This window comes from Bradyrhizobium sp. SOJA106 (assembly GCF_059448745.1).
Genome location: NZ_CM182549.1, coordinates 6,911,396 through 6,930,634 on the forward strand (window position 1 = coordinate 6,911,396; position 19,239 = coordinate 6,930,634).

Below are 19,239 nucleotides of genomic sequence, written 5' to 3' on the forward strand. Positions count from 1 at the left end.
GACGCCATTTTGCTCGCGAAACCGGCGAGTGCGATCGGATATCCCTATCGCCCACGCTTGAAGCGATCGGTGCACAGCGCGCGCGATCCTGCATTTGCGCAGGCGCTGCATGCGCGCCGCTCAGTCTTCGCTCGTTGTCCCGCAAACAGGAGGAAGATAGCTTTCTGGCTCATCCATTATGCCATTCCGGCGTCCCGGAGCGGACAAGAACAACAAGAAACGAAGATGGATCAGGCGATGCTGAGCGTCCTTCGCGCGGTCGAGGCGGGCGCGACGACGATGAAGGGCGTGATCGACGCCACCGGCCTGTCCCGTCTCAAGATCGAACGAGCGTTGACCGCGCTGGAGAAGCAGAAGCTGCTGGTCCGCGACGGCCAGGGTTTTCGCGCGACCGGCCTGCCGAAGGCGGCGCGTCCCACACGGGAATGCGGGTCCTGCAACGCCTGCTGCGACATCCTCGAGGTAGCCGCCGTCGACAAGCCGGTGCACCAGCTCTGCAAGCATTGGCAGACGGGCACGGGATGCACCATCTACGAACGCCGTCCGCAAATGTGCCGCTCGTTCGTCTGTGCCTGGCTGCAAGGCCATCTCGACGACGAGTGGTTCCCCGCGAAGGCCGGGCTCATCGTCCATTTCAGCCAGGACGCAGTCAACGTCACCGTAGACGACCATTGCCCCGGTCGCTGGCGCGAGGAGCCCTACTTCAGCAAGCTCGCCGAATGGTCCCTGAACGGGATCAGACGAATCGGAAATCGCGGCTATGCGACCCTCATCGTGTCCGGCCCCGACCGGTTCATGCTGCTCGGGCGCACCATCGTTCCAGAACCGACGCTGTTCGGTACCGCCTTCATGCCGCTGACGCAGGACACGTTCCGCTTTTGGAAGGCAAGATCGCCCGAGCACCTGCAGCGCCTGCACGAGCGCATCGCCGAGATCGAACGGATCAGGCACGAATTCGGCTCCTGCGCGATTCCCGCCGACGAGGACGACGATCCGCAGGCGCCCTATCGGCCCGCACTTCTGCGGCTCTCGAAGCACGCCTGAACTCCGCCGTGGGCAACACGGCATGATTCGCCCTGTTCCGCTCGACGCGCCCCGGCCGGATTGATAAGCCCCTGTCCGCGAATGACGGGACTTGAGTCGGGGACATGACGGTTGCGATCGAGATGGGGCAGACCACGGCAGGCGCCGCGGCCGCCATGGACCTCGAGGAATTGCTGGCGACCCGTCTCCTGGTGCAGGGCAATTCCGGCTCCGGCAAGTCGCATCTGCTGCGGCGCCTCTTGGAGCAGAGCGCACCCTGGGTGCAGCAGGCCATCATCGATCCCGAGGGCGATTTCGTCACGCTGGCCGAGCGATTCGGCCATCTCGTGATCGAGGCCGAGGATCACACCGAGCGCGGCTTGCAGGTTGCCGGCGAACGCGCGCGGCTGCACCGCGTCTCGACCGTGCTCAATCTCGAAGGCCTCGATGCCGAGAATCAGATGCGGCGCGCCGCGGCCTTTCTCGGTGGCATGTTCGACGTCGACCGCGACCATTGGTACCCGATGCTGGTGGTGGTGGACGAGGCGCAGCTGTTCGCGCCCGCCGTCGCCGGCGAAGTGTCGGACGAGGCGCGAAAGCTGTCGCTCGGCGCCATGACCAATCTGATGTGCCGCGGCCGCAAGCGCGGGCTCGCCGGCATCATCGCGACGCAGCGCCTCGCAAAACTTGCTAAGAACGTCGCGGCGGAAGCCTCGAACTTCCTGATGGGCCGCACCTTCCTCGACATCGACATGGCGCGGGCCGCCGACCTGCTCGGCATGGAACGGCGGCAGGCCGAATCCTTTCGCGATCTCGAGCGCGGACAGTTCATGGCGCTGGGACCTGCGCTGTCGCGCCGTCCCCTGCGCCTGAACATCGGCGCGACCACTACCCACCCGCGCAATTCCACGCCGCGGCTGATGCCGCTGCCCGAAGCGACGCTGGAGGATGCGCGCGCCGTGATCCTGGCAGCGCCGCCGCCCGACGCCAGCCGGCCGCAGCGCCGGCCGGCGCCTGATCTGCTCGAACAGCTCCGCGCGGCGAAGGCGGCGGCGACGCCGGAGATTCGCACCGAAGTGGTCGAGGTGCCCGTCAGCGCCGAGGAGCTCGCGGAGCGGCGCGAGCGCGTCGATCGCACCTTGCGCGCCGTGCTGGCCGGGCCCGATGCCGGCTTCCGCGCCATCGGCGTGCTCTATCAGGAGTTCGTCGTCCGCTGCCGCATCGAGGGCCTCGGCGCGGCGGTCCCCGACCTCAACGAATTCCGCCGCATGCTGACGCATGCACGCGCCGGGCTCGGCACTGATCTCGCCGAGGACGACGCCTGGCAGGAGGTGTCGCTGCGCGCCTCGATCCTGCCCGACGACATGCAGGGCGTGTTCATGATGATCGCGCGCGCAGCCAGAGAAGGCTGGCCCTGTCCCGGCGACGCCGCGATCGCCCGCGCCTATGGCTCGCATTCGCTGCGCCGGGCGCAACGCCTCCTCGGCTATATGGAGGAGCAGGGCCTGATCGTGGTGCAGCTCGACGGCGGCGGGCGCAGGATCGTGACGCTGGTGGAGCTGGCCTGGGCGACGGCGCCGGGTGATCCCAACGCCGACGAGCTGCCGGCGGAGCAGGTGCAAAGCGCGGCCTCGGTCTGATCCCAGGGATTCAGGCCCGTCGCGGCACCTCGGTCGCGTCGATCAGCACGTCCGGCGCGGCACTGCGATCGTCAGCAAAGATGCGGCGGTGGAGCGCGACCGAGACGAGCCAGGCGATCGCAAACAGCGCGATGACGGCAAAGCCGAGATTGGCAAGCGACCCGTTGAGGCCGTCGACCAGCACCCATACGCCTCCGGAGAGGCCGAGCCGATCGGCGATCAGCCCGAGCGCCTCGATGCCGCCGATCAGCAGCGCCACCGCGACGGAAGCGCCGGTAATGGTGAGGTTGTACCAGAGCTTTCGCAAGGGATCGACGAAGGCCCAGCGATAGGCACTCACCATCAGCGTGGAGTCGGCGGTGTCGACCAGCGCCATGCCGGATGCGAACAATGCGGGAAAGACCAGGATATCTGCGAGCGCCGCACCGTGCGCGGTCTCGGTGGCGGAGATGCCGAGCAGGCCGATCTCGGTCGCAGTGTCGAAGCCGAGGCCGAACAGGAGGCCGAGCGGATACATGTGCCATGGCCGCCTCACTAGGCGAAACATCGGGCCGAGCAGACGCCCGAGAAATCCGCGATTGGCGAGCAGCGCATCGAGGCCTTCGGCGTCGTGCACGCCCTGTTCGCGCGCGATGCGGAACGCCCGCCACAGGCCGGCGAAGATGGCGAGGTTGATGGCTGCGATCACGAGCAGGAACAGCGCCGATACCGACGTGCCGATCAAGCTGCCGATCTGCTTGAGCAGGCTGTCGGCGCCGAGGCTGACGACCCCGAGTGCAAGCAGCATGGCCGCGACCACGACGATGGTGGAATGGCCGAGCGCGAAATAGAGGCCTGCGCTACGCGGCGTATCGCCCGACTGCATCAGCTTGCGTACGACGTTGTCGATGGCGGCGATGTGGTCGGCGTCGACAGCGTGGCGCAGGCCGAACACCCAGGCGAGCAGCGCGGTCGCCATCACCGTGGGGCGACCGCCGAACGCCCCGAAGGCCCAGGCCCATGCGGCGATGTTGGCCCCCACCAGCCCGCCGAACAGCAACGCTACGCCGGGCTCGATTGCCCGCAAGGACCATCTCGTCACGACTTCAATCCGTCCGTACCCCGATCGCGAACGGTATGATATTCTCACAAGATAGTCATACTGACTAGCCCGATCGGCCGACGATCGCATATGTGAACTTGCGGGAGATCCGGGCTTATTCCGGGCATCCACGGTCTTCGTACCGCGGGGCAAGACGTGGATGGCCAGGGTCAAGCCCGGCCTGACGATGTGGAAGCGCCAACGCGCTCCATTGTCACTACGCCGCTTCGGAACCGCCGAGATAGGCATCCCGCACGCGGGGGTCGTCCTTCAACGTCCGCGCCGGGCCCGACAGCACGATCTTGCCGGTCTGGAGCACATAGGCTTCGTGCGCGATCTCGAGCGCGAGGCTGGCGTTCTGCTCGACCATGAAGACCGAGACGCCCTCGTGGTTGATGGTGCGGATCAGCTCCAGCACGCGGTCGACATAGAGCGGCGACAGGCCCATGGTCGGCTCGTCCATGACGATCATCCTCGGGCGGCTCATCAGCGCGCGCGCCATCGCCACCATCTGCTGCTCGCCGCCGGAGAGCGAGCCGGCGCGCTGCGACAGCCGCTGCCCGAGCTTCGGGAATAGGGTGAGCATCCTGTCGAGATCCTGTGCGATCGCCTCGCGGTCGTTGCGCACGAAGGCGCCCATCAGGATGTTCTCGCGCACGCTCATATCCGCGAACAGCCGCCGCGCCTCCGGCACCGAGGCGATGCCGCGGCGGACGATCTGCGGCGTGGCGAGGCCGAGCAGCGAGGCGCCGTCGAAGGTCACATCGCCCGAGCGTGGCTTCACCAGGCCCAGAATGATCTTCATCGTCGTCGACTTGCCGCTGGCATTGCCGCCGAGCAGGCAAACGATATGGCCGCGTGCGACCGTGATCGACAGGTCGAAATGCACCTGGGCCTGGCCGTAGAACGTATTGACGTTCGACAGCGCCAGCAGCGGTTCGGGTGGGCTCGCCGTCATGCCGCGCTCTCCTGCTCTGGCGCCAGGCCATGGCCGAGATAGGCCTCGATCACCTTGGGATCGCCACGCACCTCTTCGCCCGGTCCTTCCGCGATCTTCCTGCCTTCGTCCATGACGATGACGCGGTCGGACAGGCGCATCACCATCTCCAGCTTGTGCTCGATCAGGAGGATGGTCAGCCCCTCCGCCTTCAGCTCGGCGACGAGCGCCTGCATCTCCGCCGTCTCGGTCGGGTTCATGCCCGCGGTCGGCTCGTCCAGCAGCAAGAGGCGCGGCTTCAGCGCGAGCGCGCGCGCGATCTCGACACGGCGGCGGTTGGCGTAGGACAGGCTATAGGCGGGCTGGTCTATGCGCGGCAGCAGCCGCTCGCCGAAGCGGGCGAGGATGGCCTTCACTTCTTCGCGCAGCCGCTCTTCCTCTGCCTTGACGCTCGCCGGGCGCAGCAGCGCCAGCCCCAGTTCGAGCAGCGGACCCATCACCGGCACCGCCGGCTTGACCGCGCGCAGACGGGTGTGGGCGCCGATCAGGACGTTGTCCATCACGCTGAGATTGCCGAACACGCGGCCGAGCTGGAACGTGCGCGCGATGCCTTCGGCGGCGAGCCGCTCCGGCGACAGGCCCGTGATGTCCTGACCTTCGAAGCGGACATGGCCGGCATCGGGGCGGTCGAGGCCGGTCACGAGATTGAACAGCGTGGTCTTGCCGGCGCCGTTCGGACCGATGATGCTGACCAGATCGCCCTTGGCGAGATCGAGATCGATGGCGTCGACGGCGGTGAGGCCGCCGAAGCGGCGGGTCAGCCCGCGCAGGGACAGCATGGGCTTCACCATCAGATCGTCCCCAGCAGGCCCTGCGGTCTGAACCGCACGAGCAGCAACAGCACGATGCCGTAGATCAGGATGCGGTACTCCGCCGCGATCCGGAACACTTCGGGCAGACCAACCAGCGCCACCGATCCGAGAATCGCGCCGACGACATTGCCGAGGCCGCCGAGAATGACGACGGTCAGCGCCAGGATCGATTGCTGCGTGTTGAAGGTCTCGTGGTTGATGTAGGAGTAGAGATGCGCAGCGATGCCGCCGCTGACGCCGGCAGCGAAACCGCCGAAGATGAAGGCGAGCGATTTGTAGCGGTTGAGGCTGAGGCCGTAGGCACGCGCGGCGATATCGTCGTCGCGGATCGCACGAAAACTGCGGCCGAGATGTGAACGGAGCAGGCGTCCCTGCAGCAGCGCGAGTGCGACCATCACGACAAAGCTGAACCAATAGATCGAGGTCGGGCTGATCAGGTCGTAGCCGAACAGCGACAGCGGCGGGATGCCGGAGATGCCGATCGGACCGCGCGTGACGCTTTCCCAGTTCAAGATCACCAGCGACACGATCTCGCCGATCGCAAGCGTCGCGATCGAGACATAGTGTCCGCGCAGGCGGAAGGACGGCGAGATCAGCGTCGTGCCGAGTGCCGCGCTCATCAGTCCGCCGGCGATGATGGCAAGGCCGACCGGAACGTTGAGGGTCAACGACAGCAGCGCGGAGGTATAGGCGCCGATCGCGAGCAGCGCCGCGTGCCCCAGCGAAACCTGTCCCATCGTCCCCGCCACCAGCGTCAGGCTGAGCGCGAGCATGCCGAGCAGCCAGGCGTTGATTAGGGTCTGGAGCACGTAGAAGGACACCGGGAAGAACGGCAGGACCGCGAAGATCGCGGCGGCGACAGCCAAGGCCCAGCGCGGAATGCGCACGGGACGGCTCGGCGCAATGAAAGTGCCGGTGAGCGGCTCCGGCGGCGCCTGCCGCGCGCTGGCGAACAGGCCGTTCGGCCGCAGCACGAGCACGACGACGAGCAGCAGGAAGGCGAACAGATTACGGTAGCTGGTGCCGAACACGGCAACGCCGTAGCTCTCGACGAGGCCCAACAGCAGGCTGCCGATGACAGCACCGGGCACGTTGCCGGCGCCACCGACCACTTCGGCAACGACGCCCTTGAGCGTCGCCTGCAGGCTCATCGCGGTGTCGATCTGGTTGTAGTACATGCCGACCAGCATGCCGGAGACGCCGCCGAGCGCTGCGGCAATGCCGAACACCGCCTGATTGACCCGGTTGACGTCGACACCCATCTGCATCGCCGCGTCGCGGTCCTGCGAAGCAGCGCGCACCGCCCAGCCGAGCTTGCTGTAGCGCAGGAACACGAACAGCAAGAGCGCACTGGTGATGCCGACGCCGGCGATCAAGAGATCAAGCGGGCCGATGGTGCCGCCGCCGACCTGGAAACGGACATCCGGCAACTGGCTCGGCAGCGCGCGCGGGTTGGGCGAGAAGGTCAGCATCACCAGCTGATCGAGCACGAAGCTGATGCCGATGGTCGCCAGCAGCGGCGCGATGCGCACCGAGTTCTGCAGCGGGCGCAGGCCGAAGCGTTCGATGATCAGGCCGACGACCGCGGCGGCCGCCGCGACCACGATGATGGTGAGCGGCAGCGGCGTACGCAGCTGTACCACCGCGACCCATCCGATATAGGCACCGACCAGATAGATCGAGCCTTGCGCGAAGTTGATCAGCCGGCTGACGCCGAAGATCAGCGCGAGCCCGACCGCAACGAGGGCGTAGACATTGCCGACGATCAGCCCGTTGATCGTGTAGTCGAGCCAGGAAGACACGCAGTGTTCCTACTGAGGAGGGAGATCAGGTCGGCTTGCCGTCCCAGAGCGCGAACTGGCCCTTGCGCACGACCAGCTCGGCGTTCATGGCGCCCTTGACGCGGCGGGTCGCGACGTCGAACGTCGCGGTGCCGAAGATGACGCTGGGGACGTCCTTGACCTTGGCGAAGGCGTCGCGGATCGCCTTGCGATCGGTGCCGCCGATCCTCACCACGGCAGCCGCCATGTTCATCGCGTCATAGGCGTAGGCGTTGAAGGCGTCTGGCTCCAGCCCGTTGTACTTCTTCTTGAATCCGGCGATGAATTTCTGCACCTCGGGCCGTGGATCTTCCGGGAAGTAGCGCGTACCGACATGGACGTCCTCGACGGCCTCGCCGCCGAGCTCCAGAAATTTCGGCGAGTAGACCGAGCTTGCGGCGCAGATCACCTGCTTGAGCCCGACCTGCCGCGCCTGGCGCGCGATCAGCGCACCGTCGGAGTAGTACGAAATCAAGATCAGCCCGTCGGGGTTCGCGTCACGCACGCGGACCAGCGTCGAGCGGAAGTCGCGCTCCTCGGCGATGTAGCCTTCGGTGACCGCGATCTCCGCGCCATATTCCTTGGCGGCGTTGATGAAATAGTCGCGGCTGGTGCGGCCCCAATCGGTGTTGAGATGCAGCACCGCGAGCTTCTTCAGGCCGAGGCGCTTCACCGCATAGCGCGCCAGCAGCGGCTGCTCGTCGGCCTGGCTCACCGACGTGCTCCACATGAAGTCGCCGCCCTTGGTGAAGTCAGGATGCGAATTGGTGAAGCCGAACTGCACCAGGCCGCCGCGCTGATAGATCGGCGAGGCCGCCATCGAGGCGGGACTGGAGAAGTCGCCGAGCTCCATGACGATGCGGGGATCGGAGACGAATTTTTGCGCAATCGCCACCGACTGACGCGGATCGCTCTGGCTGTCCTCGAATTGATAGGCGAGCTTGCGGCCGTTGATGCCGCCGGCCGCCTCGATCTCGTCGAGCGCGAGATCAAAACCCTGCTTCCACTGCGTGCCGTATTGCGCGTTCGGTCCGGTCAGGGGACCGCTGACCCCGAGCAGGATCGGCTCGGAGGATTGCGCGAACGCGCTGCGCGAGAAGGCCGCGCCCGCCATCATGGCGAGCGAGCCTTTGACCAGGGTACGGCGATCGATGTTGCTCATGCACGGCTCCATCCACTCACTGTTAAAATAAGCAGCAATTCTTGTGCCGGTGAGATTGCCTATTTCGAGGGCTCACCCAGCGACAGCATCAGGCGGTTGGCCCAGTTGAAGAACGAGGCGCCGTTGATGACGTCGACGATCTCGGCATCGTCGAGCCCGGCACGGCGCAGCTCCGCGATATTCTCAGGGCCGAACGCGATCGGCGTTGCGGCCAGCGCCACCGACGCCCTGACCACGGCATTCCAGCGCTCGCCGAGATCGGCCTTGACGCCTTGGTCGAGCAGGCGCTGCACGTCTTCGCGGCGCTTGGAATAGGTGCTGGCGAAGCGCGCATGCACGGAGGCGCAATAGATGCAGCCGTTGTAGCGCGAGGTCGCAGCCGCCGCGAGCTCACGCTCGGCGCGCGGCAGGCCGTCGGCCACGTTGTAGAAAATGTCCTTATCGGTCTTGGTGCGGGCTTCAAGCACTTCAGGATCGCGCACCAGCAGGCGGAAATATTCCGACTTGGCGCGGGTGCGGTCGACGAGGCCATTGAAATGCCGTTCGGTCAGCTCGGCCTCGGGCAGCGGATCAATCCACGAGACCCAGCCGAGTTCGTCCTGGGTGAAGACGACGGGCGGATTGACGGTGCTCATGATGCAATCTCCTAGGCGTTTGCCGCTGCGAGCGTGCACAAGCCGGTGACGACGCGCACCTGGAACGACAGGAATGCGACGAGCTGGGAGAACGTGACGATGCCGGTGGTCGACCAGCCGGCAGCTGCCAGCGCCTTCATGTCGGAGGATGCGGCATTGCGCGGTCGAAACACCAGCAGATGCGCATGCTCCAATGCCGCCGCCAGTCTCGCACCGAGGACGGACTTGCCCTCCGCGCTCACGCGGTAGATCAAGCCGGCCGTGTTCTCGGCTGACAGCGGCCCGGCCGGATACGCGCCGTACGGGCCTGAGGTCTCGCCGCGCGCGATTTCGGCCTCGATGACCTCGACCAGGCGGGCACCATTGGGCGTCGCAGCCAACTTCGCGCGGTAGAAGGCGGTGACATTGGGTTCACGGTGCAGGCCGATGACGAAGAGCGCGACCGCCGCGCGTTCCAGCAGCGAGAACTCGCTGGCGTCGATCGGCTCGAACAGCGAGAGATAGCTCTTCTGCGCGTTCTCACGCGCCTGAAGACGGCGGGCGCGGATGGCATCGAGGGCCGAGCCCGGCTCGATCCCGGCGAGCGTGTCGATGATATCCGTCGTGCTCATCATTCAGCCTCGTGCAACATGTTGATGCGCGTCAGTCGCCGCCGTCCGGACCCAGCCCAGCGCCGGCGCGACCTTCTCGGCAACCAGCTCGATCGAGCGCAAGATATAGGGATGCGGCGCATCGACCGAATGCGCCTGGAAAACGAGATCGGTCACCCGCTCCAGCGTGGCGTCGGTGCGGAGCGAGGCGATGACATCATCGGCTGCGCCGACATGAGTGTCGAACGCCACGATCATCTCTTCCAGCGTGTCGCCGGGAGGAAGGTGCCCGCCCTTCATGAATTGCGGCAGCGCGCGGCGCAATCCGATGTCCGCGAGGCGCATCGCCTCGGCGCGGTCGTCGGCGACGAAGACGCTGCGCGAGGCCATGATGCGCGGCTCGCGTCCCGGCGGCAGTGCTTCGAGATAGGCATCGATGATCGGGTTCTGGATCTCGGCGAGCGTGGCCTTTGGCGCGTCCTTGGTCCGCGGCTGGGTGCGCGACAGCAGGAGGCCATCGCCCGCCTTGCCGGCGCGCGCACCGCCGGCGACCGAGAACGTCGCCTGCCAGATCCGGCCGTCCAGCTGCGGCCGCTGCGGATAGAGCGTGTCGCCGCCGTCAAGCGGCTTGCCGGTCAGCGCGGCGCGCACGATCGCCAGATTGCGGGCAAAGATCTCGTTGCGCTGGGCGCTGTCGAGGCCGAAGGCGGCAAAGGCCGACGGGTTGCCGCCGGTGCCGACGCCGAGCTCGAAGCGGCCGTTGCAGATGAGATCGAGCACGGCGGCGTCCTCCGCGACCCGCACCGCGCTCTCCAGCGGCAGCGTCACGATACCGGTGCCGAGGCGGATGCGCGAGGTCAGGGCTGCGACATACCCTAAGAAGGTGAAGGGCGACGGCAGGCCGCCTTCGCGCTCGTGGAAATGATGCTGCGCGATCCACGCGGAATCGAGGCCCGCCTTCTCGGCGCGCACGATCTGCTCGGCGGCGAAACGATAGCGCTCGGCCGCCGGCGCCTCGTCGAGGAGGCGCGTGAAGAATCCCAGTCGTTTCAGGTTTGCGAAGCGTTTCATTAAGACCCCTGCCGGGCGAGGATAGGCCCCGATGATGTCGGTTGCCGCAGCTCCAGACAAGCGGGCATTGCGCAAGGCTGCCCGCCGGATCGCCTCTGGCCTTCAGGCGGGCAGATTGCCTACCAGCTCGGCAGCACCGCGCCCTTGAACTTGGTCAGGACGAACTCCTTGACCTCCGGGGTGTGGTAGCTGTCCACGAGCACCTTGACCCAGGGCTTGTCCTTGTCGGCGGTGCGGACTGCGATCAGGTTGACATAGGGGCCCTTCGGGTCCTCGCGCAGGATCGGGTCCTTGACCGGATCGAGGCCCGCCTGGGTTGCATAATTGGTGTTGATCGCGGCGGCGTCGACATCGTCGAGCGCGCGCGGCGCCTGCGCCGCGTCGACCTCGATGAACTTCAGCTTCTTCGGATTCTCGGTGATGTCGAGCACCGTGGGCTTGAAGCCGGTGCCGTCCTTCAGCTTGATCACGCCCTTGTCGCGGAGCAGCAGCAGCACCCGGCCGCCATTGGTCGGATCGTTCGGGATCGAGACCTTGCCGCCCTCGGGAATGTCGGCGAAGGCCTTGTGCTTCTTCGAATAGACGCCGATCGGGAAGTTCACAGTCAGCGCGACGGACTCGATCTTGTAGCCGCGGTCGGCTTTCTGATTATCGAGATAAGGCTGGTTCTGGAACGAGTTGGCCTGGATCTCGCCGGCGTCGAGAGCGGCGTTCGGCACGACGTAGTCGGAGAACTCGATCAGCTGGATGTCGAGGCCCTGCTTGGCGGCGATCGGCTTCACCGCCTCGAGGATCTGCGCATGCGGTCCCGGCGTCACGCCGATCTTGATGGTCTCGGCGCTCGCGGCAGCGGACCAGGCGGCGAGCACGGTTGCGAGGATCAGGGGGAGGCGAAACGACATCTTGGTCTCCGGCAGTCTGCGGCAATGGTGGAACCGTATTCGCTTCTCCGCCGTGCGAAATCAATGAAATGAATAACCATATTGGCGGCAAGTTGTGGCTGCGCCTTCTCGAATCACCACCGAACGTGAAACGAATTCGCGGCGGCGATCAGGCCCGCCACAAGCGGCCGGCGCATCACGGCCAGCCGCGCTCTCTCGACGTCATCCGCGCGCGCTGTCGACCAGCAGATTCCAGATCCGCTGGGTTTCGCACCTCGTGCGCACGTCGGCGCTTGCCTCCGGCTCCGAGGGTGAGCGGCCACCGGCCGGCTTGGCCTCAGGCGGTGTGATCCATCGCTCCGAGATCGGGTCGTACCATTTTCCGATCGAATTTCCGATAAACAGGTCGCTCACCAAGATCACCTCGTCTCGCCGAACAAATTCGCGTGCCTCTCTCGCCCGCTGCGTCTGACGCAACGCCCGTTTGGAAAACGAGGTTCGCTTGCGAACGTTCCTCCCGGAGACGAACGGCCCGGCGCTTCAGGCGGGCTTTGCCGGATGCTGCGTGCGCGGGTGACGCGCGTGCAGCAGCCGTGCGAGGTCCTCGCGCTCGCCCTCGCGTTGCTTCATCGCCGTCTCGAACAGCGCCTCCTGGATGTCGCGGGGCATGTCGCCCCACACGTCCATCGCCGCGCGTCCAAGCAGCCGCGCAAAATGGTCTTCTCCCTCGCCCATCGGTATCTCCTGATCCCATCTAAAAAGATGGAACGGCGGTCGCGCTGCGGCGTTCCACCGCCATCCCGTGAAAGCAGGCGTGGCCGGCAATCGACCGTGCTTGTCCGGCGCGCGCCTCCGCCATTTCGCCGCAGGGTTTTCCGCTCTTGCCGCCCCTTGCCGGCATTGCCGCCTCGTCCATGATGAAACATGATGGGACGCTGGCGACGCATGTTCCAAGTGGAGACCATCTGATGGACGAGAACGACATCCGCAAGGCAATCGCGGAGGTGAAGCAAGGCACCCTGTCGCGGCGCGCGTTCATCCGGACCATGGCCACGGTCGGGATCGCAGCGCCGATCGCAAGCCAGATCCTGCTCTGGAACGACGTGGCAATGGCCGACGCCACGCTGCCCTACAAGCCGACCAAGGCCGGCGGCGGCGGCCCGCTCAAGCTGCTGATCTGGCAGGCCCCTACTCTGCTCAATCCGCATTTCGCGATCGGCACCAAGGACCAGCTCGCCTCGCGCATCTTCTTCGAGCCGCTCGCCGGCTGGGACAAGGAGGGCAACCTCATCCCCTGTCTCGCCGCCGAGGTCCCGACCAAGGCGAACGGCGGCCTCGCCGCGGACGGCACCAGCGTGACCTGGAAGCTGAAGCAGGGCGTGAAGTGGCACGACGGCAAGCCCTTCACCGCCGACGACGTCGTGTTCACGTGGGCTTACGCTGCCGATCTTGCGACCGCCGCGTACTCCACGGGATCCTACAAGGACATCAAGGTCGAGAAGATCGACGACTACACCGTCAAAGTGATCTTCACCGGCCCGACCCCGTTCTGGGCCGACCCCTTCGTCGGCGCGGTCGGCCAGATCCTGCCAAAACATCATTTCGCCGACTATGTCGGCGCGAAATCGCGCGAGGCGCCGGGCAATCTGAAGCCGGTCGGCACCGGTCCCTACAAATTCGTCGAGTTCAAGCCGGGCGACTTGATCCGCGCCGAGCGCAATCCAGACTATCACGTCAAGAACCAGCCGCATTTCGACACGCTCGAAATCAAGGGCGGCGGCGATGCGGTTTCCGCCGCGCGCGCCGTGCTCCAGACCGGCGAATACGACTATGCCTGGAACCTGCTGGTGGAGGACGAGGTCCTCAAGCGCATGGAGACCAGCGGCAAGGGCAAGGTCGACATCACGCCCTCCGGCAATGTCGAGTTTATCATCCTCAACACGACGGACCCGTGGACCGAGATCGACGGCGAGCGGTCGAGCGTCAAGAGCAAGCACCCGACGCTGTCGGATCCCGCGGTCCGCCGCGCGATCAACCTCTTGATCGACCGCGAGTCGATCCAGAAGTTCATCTACGGACGCGGCGCCGTTGCAACCGCGAGCTTCGTCAACGCGCCCAAGCGGTTCAAGTCTCCCAAGCTGAAGTACGAATTCGACGTCGACAAGGCGAACAAGATCCTCGACGAGGCCGGCTGGACCAGGGGCGCGGACGGCATCCGCGAGAAGGACGGCAAGAAGCTCAAATACGTCTTCCAGACCTCGACCAACGCGCCGCGCCAGAAGACGCAGGCCATCATCAAGCAGGCCTGCCAGAAGGCCGGCATCGACATCGAGCTCAAATCGGTTACCGCCTCGGTGTTCTTCTCCTCGGACGTCGGCAATCCCGACACCTACTCGAAATTCTACGCCGACATGGAGATGTACAACACGACGCAACCGCAGCCCGATCCGGAGCGCTTCCTGAACCAGTGTGTGTCCTGGGAGATCGCGACCAAGGACAACAAATGGCTCGGCCGCAACATCTCGCGCTGGTCCGATCCCGAAGTCGACAAAGCCTACAAGGCTGCGCAGAAGGAGCTCGACCCGGTCAAGCGCGCCGCGCTGCTGATCAAGATCGACGAGACCTTCTGCGAGGCCAACGTGTTCCTGCCGCTGCTCTCGCGCCACATCGTCGGCGCCGGCGTCAACAGCCTGATGGCCGACATCTCCGGCTGGGACGTCACGACGTGGAATCTGGCGGCGTGGTATCGGGTCTGAGCGAGTACGCGGGGGCCCTTCGAGGCTGCTCTGCAGCGCGTTGCGCAGCAGAGCGCACACCTTAGGGTGACGATCGTAGATCGATGCTCGCTGCCTCCACCTTGGAAGCGGCCCCAGCCGGATGGGGGGACGCGGCTGGGGCCTGGCGGAACAGCCTTGGACAGGAAAACCAAAGCCTGCGATTAAACCTGCCTTTGCAAGGACCGTTCCTGCAGCAAGCAGCGAAGCTTTCTGCTGGCACCGGACCCTTGCGCACAACGCAAGGCCGCAATCCAGCGTCAGGAACTTCGCCTCCACGAACTGATTGAGGTTTGTAGTTCCCCGTCCCAAAGACGAGCAGATGAAGTGGATGGCCGGCGTTATCTTTGGTCTTGCGGCCGTTTTGATGGGATGCCAGCGTGAGGAGCGGCAGCTCCGGCTCGATCCTCCGGTCGCGGACGCGCTCGACAAGATCGCACTGATGCCCAATCGCATCAGCGGCGCGCCGCCCGACGTCTATTTCGCACTTGGCCGGCCGTACGAGGTGAATGCCTACAATCTCAGTCAGGGCAAGCGGCTGTATTCCTGGTTCGGCTGCAAGAGCTGCCATGGCGACGGCCAGGGCGGCAGCGGCCCGGGATTCCTCGATGGCTGGTGGTACTACGGGCCGGAGATGGTCTCGATCTTCGCCTCGATCCGCGACGGCCGGCTGGACGGGATGCCGGCCTTTCGCGACAAGATGACGACGGAACAGATCTGGCAGCTCGCAGGCTATGTGCAGGCCATCGGATCCTATGAGGGCAAGACAGCAGCGCCGAGCCGCAACGACGAGGTGCAGACGCGGCCTGCCGAGAATCGCGCGCCGGCAAGGCTGCTGTTCGATCAAGGACCGACGCCGGTTCATCCGGATCAGGGGCCTCCACCGTGATCCGGCGCAAATGGAGAGACTGGCTGCCGATCACGCTCGCGACGCCGCTCGCGGGATGTGGTGGCTGGCAGTCCGCGCTCGATGTCCATGGCGCCTCGGCAATCAGTCTGAAGCACCTCATCATCCTGATCGTTGCCGCCTGCTCCGTGGTGTGGATGCTCGTGATGATCACCCTCATCGGAGCGCTCTGGCGCAACCGCCATGCCACGCGGGCAATCCCCGGACCGCAGGCTGAGCGCGGCATGACCCTCGCGGTCACCGGCGCGGTGGTCGCGACCGTGCTGATCATCTCCACCTTCACCGTCTTGAGCTTCTTCGCGACGCATTCGCTCAGCGTAGCGGGCCAGGACGATCTGACGATCCGGACGCGTGGCCTGCAATGGTGGTGGGGCGTGGAATATGTCGGTCCCGATCCTGCGCAGCGGTTCGAGACCGCCAACGAGATTCACATTCCCGTAGGACGCAATGTGCGTCTGAAGCTCGAAGGTCTCGACGTCATCCATTCGTTCTGGGTGCCGAGTCTCGCGGGCAAGCAGGATCTCGTTCCCGGCCGACTGAACGAATTGACCATTCGTGCCGAGCGGCCCGGTATCTACCGGGGTCAATGCGCCGAGTTCTGCGGTCTGCAGCACGCGCATATGGCGCTGCTCGTCATTGCGGAGACACCGGACGAATTCGACAAATGGGCCGCCCGGCAGCGGCAGGCTGCGATCCAGCCGGCGGAAGAAGAGATCGCTGCCGGCCTGCAGACATTCCTCGCAAAGCCCTGCGCAAGCTGCCACACCATCCGGGGCACCGCGGCAGCCGGGACCACGGGACCCGACCTGACCCATGTCGGCGGCCGGCATACGATTGCGGCCGGGCTGTTCGAGACCACGCGCGGCTCGCTCGCCGCATGGATCGCCGATCCCCAGACCATCAAGCCAGGCAACAACATGCCGATGGTGCCGTTGACGCCGGAGGAACTGCGTGCCGTCTCGGCTTATCTGGCGAGCCTGAAATGAGCAGCCCCGCCGCGGCGCCTGGTACGCGCGATATCGACGTGCAACGCACGCGCCTGACCAGCGCGCTCGCCGAGACATGGAAGACGCCTGCCGGCTTCTGGGGCATGCTCGCCACCGTCGACCACAAGATCATCGGGCGGCGCTACATCTTCACGGCCTTCGTTTTCCTCGCACTCGGCGGCGTGCTGGCAGCGCTGATCCGAATCCAGCTCGCGCACCCCGAAGCGCGCCTGCTCGGGCCGGATCGATACAACCAGATCTTCACCATGCATGGCGCGAACATGATGTTCCTGTTCGCCGTACCCGTGATGGAAGCCGTGGCCGTCTACCTGGTGCCTTTGATGGTCGGCACACGCAACATCGCCTTTCCACGGCTCAATGCCTTCTCCTACTGGATCTATCTCGCCGGCGGAATCCTGCTGTGGACCGCTTTCGCACTCGATATGGGTCCCGACGTCGGCTGGTTCGCCTACGTGCCGTTATCGGGCCCGCAATATGGCGCCGGCAAGCGTGCCGACATCTGGGCGCAGATGATCACCTTCACCGAGCTGTCGGCGCTCGCCGTCGCCGTGGAACTGGTGGTCACGATCTTCAAGCAGCGCGCGCCGGGAATGACGCTCGACCGCATTCCGGTGTTCGTGTGGGCGATGCTGGTGACGTCGTTTCTTGTCATCATGGCTATGCCGGCCATCATGGTTGCGAGCAGCAGCCTGATCCTCGATCGCCTCGTCGGCACTCATTTCTACAATCCTGCCGAAGGTGGCGACGTGCTGCTCTGGCAACATCTGTTCTGGTTCTTCGGCCATCCGGAAGTCTACATCATCTTCCTTCCCGCCGCCGGCATGGTCTCGACCATGATCGAGCCCTTCGCGCGAAGGCCCGCCTTCGGCTATCTCGCCCTGGTGATGGCGCTGATTGCGACCGGCATTCTCGCCTTCGGTCTTTGGGTTCACCACATGTTCGTCGCCGGACTGCCGCGGCTCGGCGACAGCTTCTTCACGGCCTCCAGCATGGCGATAGCCATCCCGGCCGGCATCCAGATATTCTGCTGGCTGGCCACGCTGTGGGATGGCAGGCCGGTCTTCAAGACGCCGCTGCTCTTCATCATCGGGTTCGTCGTCACGTTCGTGATCGGCGGACTCACCGGCGTGATGGTTGCTTCCGTGCCGTTCGACACCCAGGTGCATGACACCTACTTCGTCGTCGCTCATTTCCACTATGTGCTGATCGGCGGCGCCGTGTTCCCGCTGCTCGGCGCGATTCACTACTGGTTTCCGAAGATCACCGGGAAGATGATGAGCGAGGAGCTTGGACGGTGGTCGTTCTGGCTGATCTTCGTTGGCTTCAACCTGACCTTCTTCCCGATGCACATCCTCGGTCTCGATGGCATGCCGCGCCGGATCTATACCTATCAGCCCGATCTGCCCTGGCATGGTCTGAACCTGTTCGTCAGCCTGAGCGCGGTCATCCTGACGGCCGGATTCCTGGTGTTCTTCTTCAATGCGATCCGCGGCATAAGCGCTGGCGAAGTCGCGCTGGACAATCCCTGGGACGCGCCGACGCTCGAATGGGCTAGTACGTCGCCGCCTCCGAGTTACAACTTTGCGATGATCCCGGTCGTCAGCAGCCTGCATCCGCTCTGGGAGAACTCGGAGATGCTTCCCGTTGCCGACGGCCTGCGCACCGATCGGCGCGAGCTTGTGGTGACCTCGCTCGCAACGGCCGAGCCACAGGCGCGCGAATCCTCGCCAGAGCATTCGATCTGGCCACTCTGGTCCGCACTCGCCACCACGGTGATGCTGATTTGGTCGATCTTCTCGCCCTGGGCCGTGGTGTGGGGCTCGATCCCCATCGCCATTACTCTGATCGGCTGGTTCTGGCCAAAAGGCACGCCGGAGGACGAGGCATGAGGGAACGGATCGTGCTCGATCTTGGCCGGCTGCCGCTCCATGGCCTGGGGACAGCCAGCGTCACCTGGTGGGGCACCTTTGCCTTCATGCTGATCGAAGGCACGGGCTTCGCGCTCGTGATCGCCGTCTATCTGTATCTGATGAGTATCGCGCCGAACTGGCCGATCGATGCGTCGCCACCGGACCTGCTTCCGGGAACACTGCTGACGCTGATCCTGCTGGCCAGCCTGGTCCCCAATATCCTGATTTCGCGCTGGGCCGCGCGGCAGGATCTGGGCAAGGTGAGAATCGGCATCGTGGTGATGTCGATCTTCGGCATCGCGCCGCTGATCGTCCGCGTCTTCGAGTTTCCGGCGCTCCACATCTGGTGGGACACCAACGCCTACGGCTCGATCGTATGGACCCTGCTCGGTCTCCATACCACGCACATCATCACCGATCTCGTCGATACCCTGGTGCTCGCCGCGCTGATGTTTACGCGGCACGGCCGCAATCCGAGACGGTTCGGCGACATCCAAGACAACGCGATGTATTGGAACTTTGTCGTCGCGACCTGGCTTCCGATCTATGGCTGCATCTATTGGCTGGCACGGCTATGAGCATATCCGGACCGCTCGCAAACCTGCTGCTCTGGGCCGGGCTTTGGCTCGCGCCGCTCATCTGGGCGGCAAACATGCAGCTCGGACAAATCCTGCCTTATGCCGATTGCCGCACGCAGGTCCCCATAGCCGCGATTTCGTCGTTTCTCGGCGCCGGCGTGACGATCCTGGCGGGCGTGGTGTCGTGGCGGAGCGCGGCGCGTCAGCCGGCAGAAGCCGGCTCCCGCGCAACTGCATCGGCTTTCGGCGGCAGGCTAAGCGCCCTCTCCGCCGCCATCTTCACCTTTGCGCTCCTGATGCAGGGAATTGCTTCGATGGTGTTGAGCGGATGCGAAAAGTAGCGCCAGCGAT

General features: G+C 65.3%; 19 protein-coding genes. 8 read left to right on the forward strand and 11 right to left on the reverse strand.

Annotated elements, in window-relative coordinates; translation table 11 throughout:
- The first annotated feature begins 225 nt into the window (after positions 1 to 225).
- Entirely contained in the window at positions 226 to 1,044 is an 819-nt protein-coding gene (locus tag AC5V87_RS32595) for a CxxCxxCC domain-containing protein (protein WP_456843012.1), read from the forward strand.
- 104 nt (positions 1,045 to 1,148) lie between these two features.
- The gene (locus AC5V87_RS32600) at positions 1,149 to 2,663 is read left to right on the forward strand and encodes a helicase HerA domain-containing protein (RefSeq protein ID WP_495368929.1); all 1,515 of its coding nucleotides are present in this window, start codon (positions 1,149 to 1,151) and stop codon (positions 2,661 to 2,663) included.
- A gap of 10 nt (positions 2,664 to 2,673) precedes the next feature.
- Here AC5V87_RS32600 and AC5V87_RS32605 read toward each other — a convergent pair whose 3' ends face one another.
- The 11 genes from AC5V87_RS32605 to AC5V87_RS32655 all read right to left on the reverse strand — a co-directional run bounded on the left by AC5V87_RS32605 (position 2,674) and on the right by AC5V87_RS32655 (position 12,447).
- Positions 2,674 to 3,744 carry a HoxN/HupN/NixA family nickel/cobalt transporter gene (locus tag AC5V87_RS32605; RefSeq protein WP_495368930.1) on the reverse strand — a complete coding sequence of 357 codons (1,071 nt, stop codon included), beginning with the start codon at positions 3,742 to 3,744 and terminating at the stop codon, positions 2,674 to 2,676.
- 217 nt (positions 3,745 to 3,961) lie between these two features.
- Positions 3,962 to 4,702 (reverse strand): ABC transporter ATP-binding protein, encoded by a 741-nt coding sequence (locus tag AC5V87_RS32610; protein WP_456843009.1) that lies wholly within the window; start codon positions 4,700 to 4,702, stop codon positions 3,962 to 3,964.
- The gene (locus tag AC5V87_RS32615) at positions 4,699 to 5,532 is read right to left on the reverse strand and encodes an ABC transporter ATP-binding protein (RefSeq protein ID WP_456843008.1); all 834 of its coding nucleotides are present in this window, start codon (positions 5,530 to 5,532) and stop codon (positions 4,699 to 4,701) included. The genes AC5V87_RS32610 and AC5V87_RS32615 overlap by 4 nt, the downstream gene beginning before the upstream one ends.
- Entirely contained in the window at positions 5,532 to 7,355 is a 1,824-nt protein-coding gene (locus tag AC5V87_RS32620; protein WP_495368931.1) for an ABC transporter permease, read from the reverse strand. The genes AC5V87_RS32615 and AC5V87_RS32620 overlap by 1 nt, the downstream gene beginning before the upstream one ends.
- A 25-nt stretch (positions 7,356 to 7,380) precedes the next feature.
- On the reverse strand, positions 7,381 to 8,535 hold the full coding sequence (locus tag AC5V87_RS32625) for an ABC transporter substrate-binding protein (protein WP_495368932.1): 1,155 nt from the start codon (positions 8,533 to 8,535) through the stop codon (positions 7,381 to 7,383).
- Between the two features lie 59 nt (positions 8,536 to 8,594).
- Positions 8,595 to 9,170, reverse strand: a complete 576-nt coding sequence (locus tag AC5V87_RS32630) for an alkylhydroperoxidase domain protein (protein WP_495368933.1) — start codon at positions 9,168 to 9,170, stop codon at positions 8,595 to 8,597.
- Between the two features lie 11 nt (positions 9,171 to 9,181).
- Positions 9,182 to 9,781 (reverse strand): CMD domain protein, encoded by a 600-nt coding sequence (locus AC5V87_RS32635; RefSeq protein WP_495368934.1) that lies wholly within the window; start codon positions 9,779 to 9,781, stop codon positions 9,182 to 9,184.
- Between the two features lie 3 nt (positions 9,782 to 9,784).
- Positions 9,785 to 10,831, reverse strand: a complete 1,047-nt coding sequence (locus AC5V87_RS32640) for a putative FMN-dependent luciferase-like monooxygenase (RefSeq protein ID WP_456843003.1) — start codon at positions 10,829 to 10,831, stop codon at positions 9,785 to 9,787.
- Between the two features lie 119 nt (positions 10,832 to 10,950).
- Positions 10,951 to 11,733, reverse strand: a complete 783-nt coding sequence (locus AC5V87_RS32645) for a MetQ/NlpA family ABC transporter substrate-binding protein (protein WP_495368935.1) — start codon at positions 11,731 to 11,733, stop codon at positions 10,951 to 10,953.
- A gap of 201 nt (positions 11,734 to 11,934) precedes the next feature.
- Complete coding sequence (locus AC5V87_RS32650; RefSeq protein WP_456843001.1) at positions 11,935 to 12,126, reverse strand: hypothetical protein; 192 nt, start codon at positions 12,124 to 12,126, stop codon at positions 11,935 to 11,937.
- Positions 12,127 to 12,252: 126 nt separating this feature from the next.
- Positions 12,253 to 12,447, reverse strand: coding sequence for a hypothetical protein (locus AC5V87_RS32655; RefSeq protein ID WP_456843000.1), 195 nt, complete (start codon positions 12,445 to 12,447; stop codon positions 12,253 to 12,255).
- A gap of 233 nt (positions 12,448 to 12,680) precedes the next feature.
- On the opposite strand from AC5V87_RS32655, the gene AC5V87_RS32660 reads away from it, so the two are divergent.
- The 6 genes from AC5V87_RS32660 (at position 12,681) to AC5V87_RS32685 (ending at position 19,229) form a co-directional block, all read left to right on the forward strand.
- On the forward strand, positions 12,681 to 14,468 hold the full coding sequence (locus AC5V87_RS32660; RefSeq protein WP_495368936.1) for a peptide ABC transporter substrate-binding protein: 1,788 nt from the start codon (positions 12,681 to 12,683) through the stop codon (positions 14,466 to 14,468).
- A 349-nt stretch (positions 14,469 to 14,817) separates the two neighbouring features.
- Positions 14,818 to 15,375 carry a c-type cytochrome gene (locus AC5V87_RS32665; RefSeq protein WP_495368937.1) on the forward strand — a complete coding sequence of 186 codons (558 nt, stop codon included), beginning with the start codon at positions 14,818 to 14,820 and terminating at the stop codon, positions 15,373 to 15,375.
- The gene (gene coxB, locus AC5V87_RS32670; protein ID WP_495368938.1) at positions 15,372 to 16,379 is read left to right on the forward strand and encodes a cytochrome c oxidase subunit II; all 1,008 of its coding nucleotides are present in this window, start codon (positions 15,372 to 15,374) and stop codon (positions 16,377 to 16,379) included. The genes AC5V87_RS32665 and coxB overlap by 4 nt, the downstream gene beginning before the upstream one ends.
- A complete protein-coding gene (gene ctaD / locus AC5V87_RS32675; protein WP_495368939.1) occupies positions 16,376 to 18,289 on the forward strand; it encodes a cytochrome c oxidase subunit I in 1,914 nt (637 codons plus the stop codon). The genes coxB and ctaD overlap by 4 nt, the downstream gene beginning before the upstream one ends.
- Positions 18,286 to 18,888: a cytochrome c oxidase subunit 3 gene (locus AC5V87_RS32680; RefSeq protein ID WP_495368940.1), complete on the forward strand. Its 603-nt coding sequence runs from the start codon at positions 18,286 to 18,288 to the stop codon at positions 18,886 to 18,888. The genes ctaD and AC5V87_RS32680 overlap by 4 nt, the downstream gene beginning before the upstream one ends.
- Positions 18,885 to 19,229, forward strand: coding sequence for a hypothetical protein (locus AC5V87_RS32685; protein WP_495368941.1), 345 nt, complete (start codon positions 18,885 to 18,887; stop codon positions 19,227 to 19,229). Before AC5V87_RS32680 ends, AC5V87_RS32685 begins: the two co-directional genes overlap by 4 nt.
- Positions 19,230 to 19,239: the final 10 nt, after the last annotated feature.

Excerpts from the sequence above, each read along its gene's own strand:
- AC5V87_RS32630 (WP_495368933.1), bottom strand. The coding sequence starts at position 9,170 with ATGAGCACCGTCAATCCGCCCGTCGTCTTCACCCAGGACGAACTCGGC.
- AC5V87_RS32680 (WP_495368940.1), top strand. The coding sequence starts at position 18,286 with ATGAGGGAACGGATCGTGCTCGATCTTGGCCGGCTGCCGCTCCATGGC.
- AC5V87_RS32645 (WP_495368935.1), bottom strand. The coding sequence starts at position 11,733 with ATGTCGTTTCGCCTCCCCCTGATCCTCGCAACCGTGCTCGCCGCCTGG.
- AC5V87_RS32615 (WP_456843008.1), bottom strand. The coding sequence starts at position 5,532 with ATGGTGAAGCCCATGCTGTCCCTGCGCGGGCTGACCCGCCGCTTCGGC.
- AC5V87_RS32655 (WP_456843000.1), bottom strand. The coding sequence starts at position 12,447 with ATGGGCGAGGGAGAAGACCATTTTGCGCGGCTGCTTGGACGCGCGGCG.
- AC5V87_RS32685 (WP_495368941.1), top strand. The coding sequence starts at position 18,885 with ATGAGCATATCCGGACCGCTCGCAAACCTGCTGCTCTGGGCCGGGCTT.
- AC5V87_RS32660 (WP_495368936.1), top strand. The coding sequence starts at position 12,681 with ATGGACGAGAACGACATCCGCAAGGCAATCGCGGAGGTGAAGCAAGGC.
- AC5V87_RS32635 (WP_495368934.1), bottom strand. The coding sequence starts at position 9,781 with ATGAGCACGACGGATATCATCGACACGCTCGCCGGGATCGAGCCGGGC.
- AC5V87_RS32610 (WP_456843009.1), bottom strand. The coding sequence starts at position 4,702 with ATGACGGCGAGCCCACCCGAACCGCTGCTGGCGCTGTCGAACGTCAAT.
- AC5V87_RS32600 (WP_495368929.1), top strand. The coding sequence starts at position 1,149 with ATGACGGTTGCGATCGAGATGGGGCAGACCACGGCAGGCGCCGCGGCC.
- ctaD (WP_495368939.1), top strand. The coding sequence starts at position 16,376 with ATGAGCAGCCCCGCCGCGGCGCCTGGTACGCGCGATATCGACGTGCAA.
- AC5V87_RS32640 (WP_456843003.1), bottom strand. The coding sequence starts at position 10,831 with ATGAAACGCTTCGCAAACCTGAAACGACTGGGATTCTTCACGCGCCTC.
- AC5V87_RS32665 (WP_495368937.1), top strand. The coding sequence starts at position 14,818 with ATGGCCGGCGTTATCTTTGGTCTTGCGGCCGTTTTGATGGGATGCCAG.
- AC5V87_RS32625 (WP_495368932.1), bottom strand. The coding sequence starts at position 8,535 with ATGAGCAACATCGATCGCCGTACCCTGGTCAAAGGCTCGCTCGCCATG.
- AC5V87_RS32595 (WP_456843012.1), top strand. The coding sequence starts at position 226 with ATGGATCAGGCGATGCTGAGCGTCCTTCGCGCGGTCGAGGCGGGCGCG.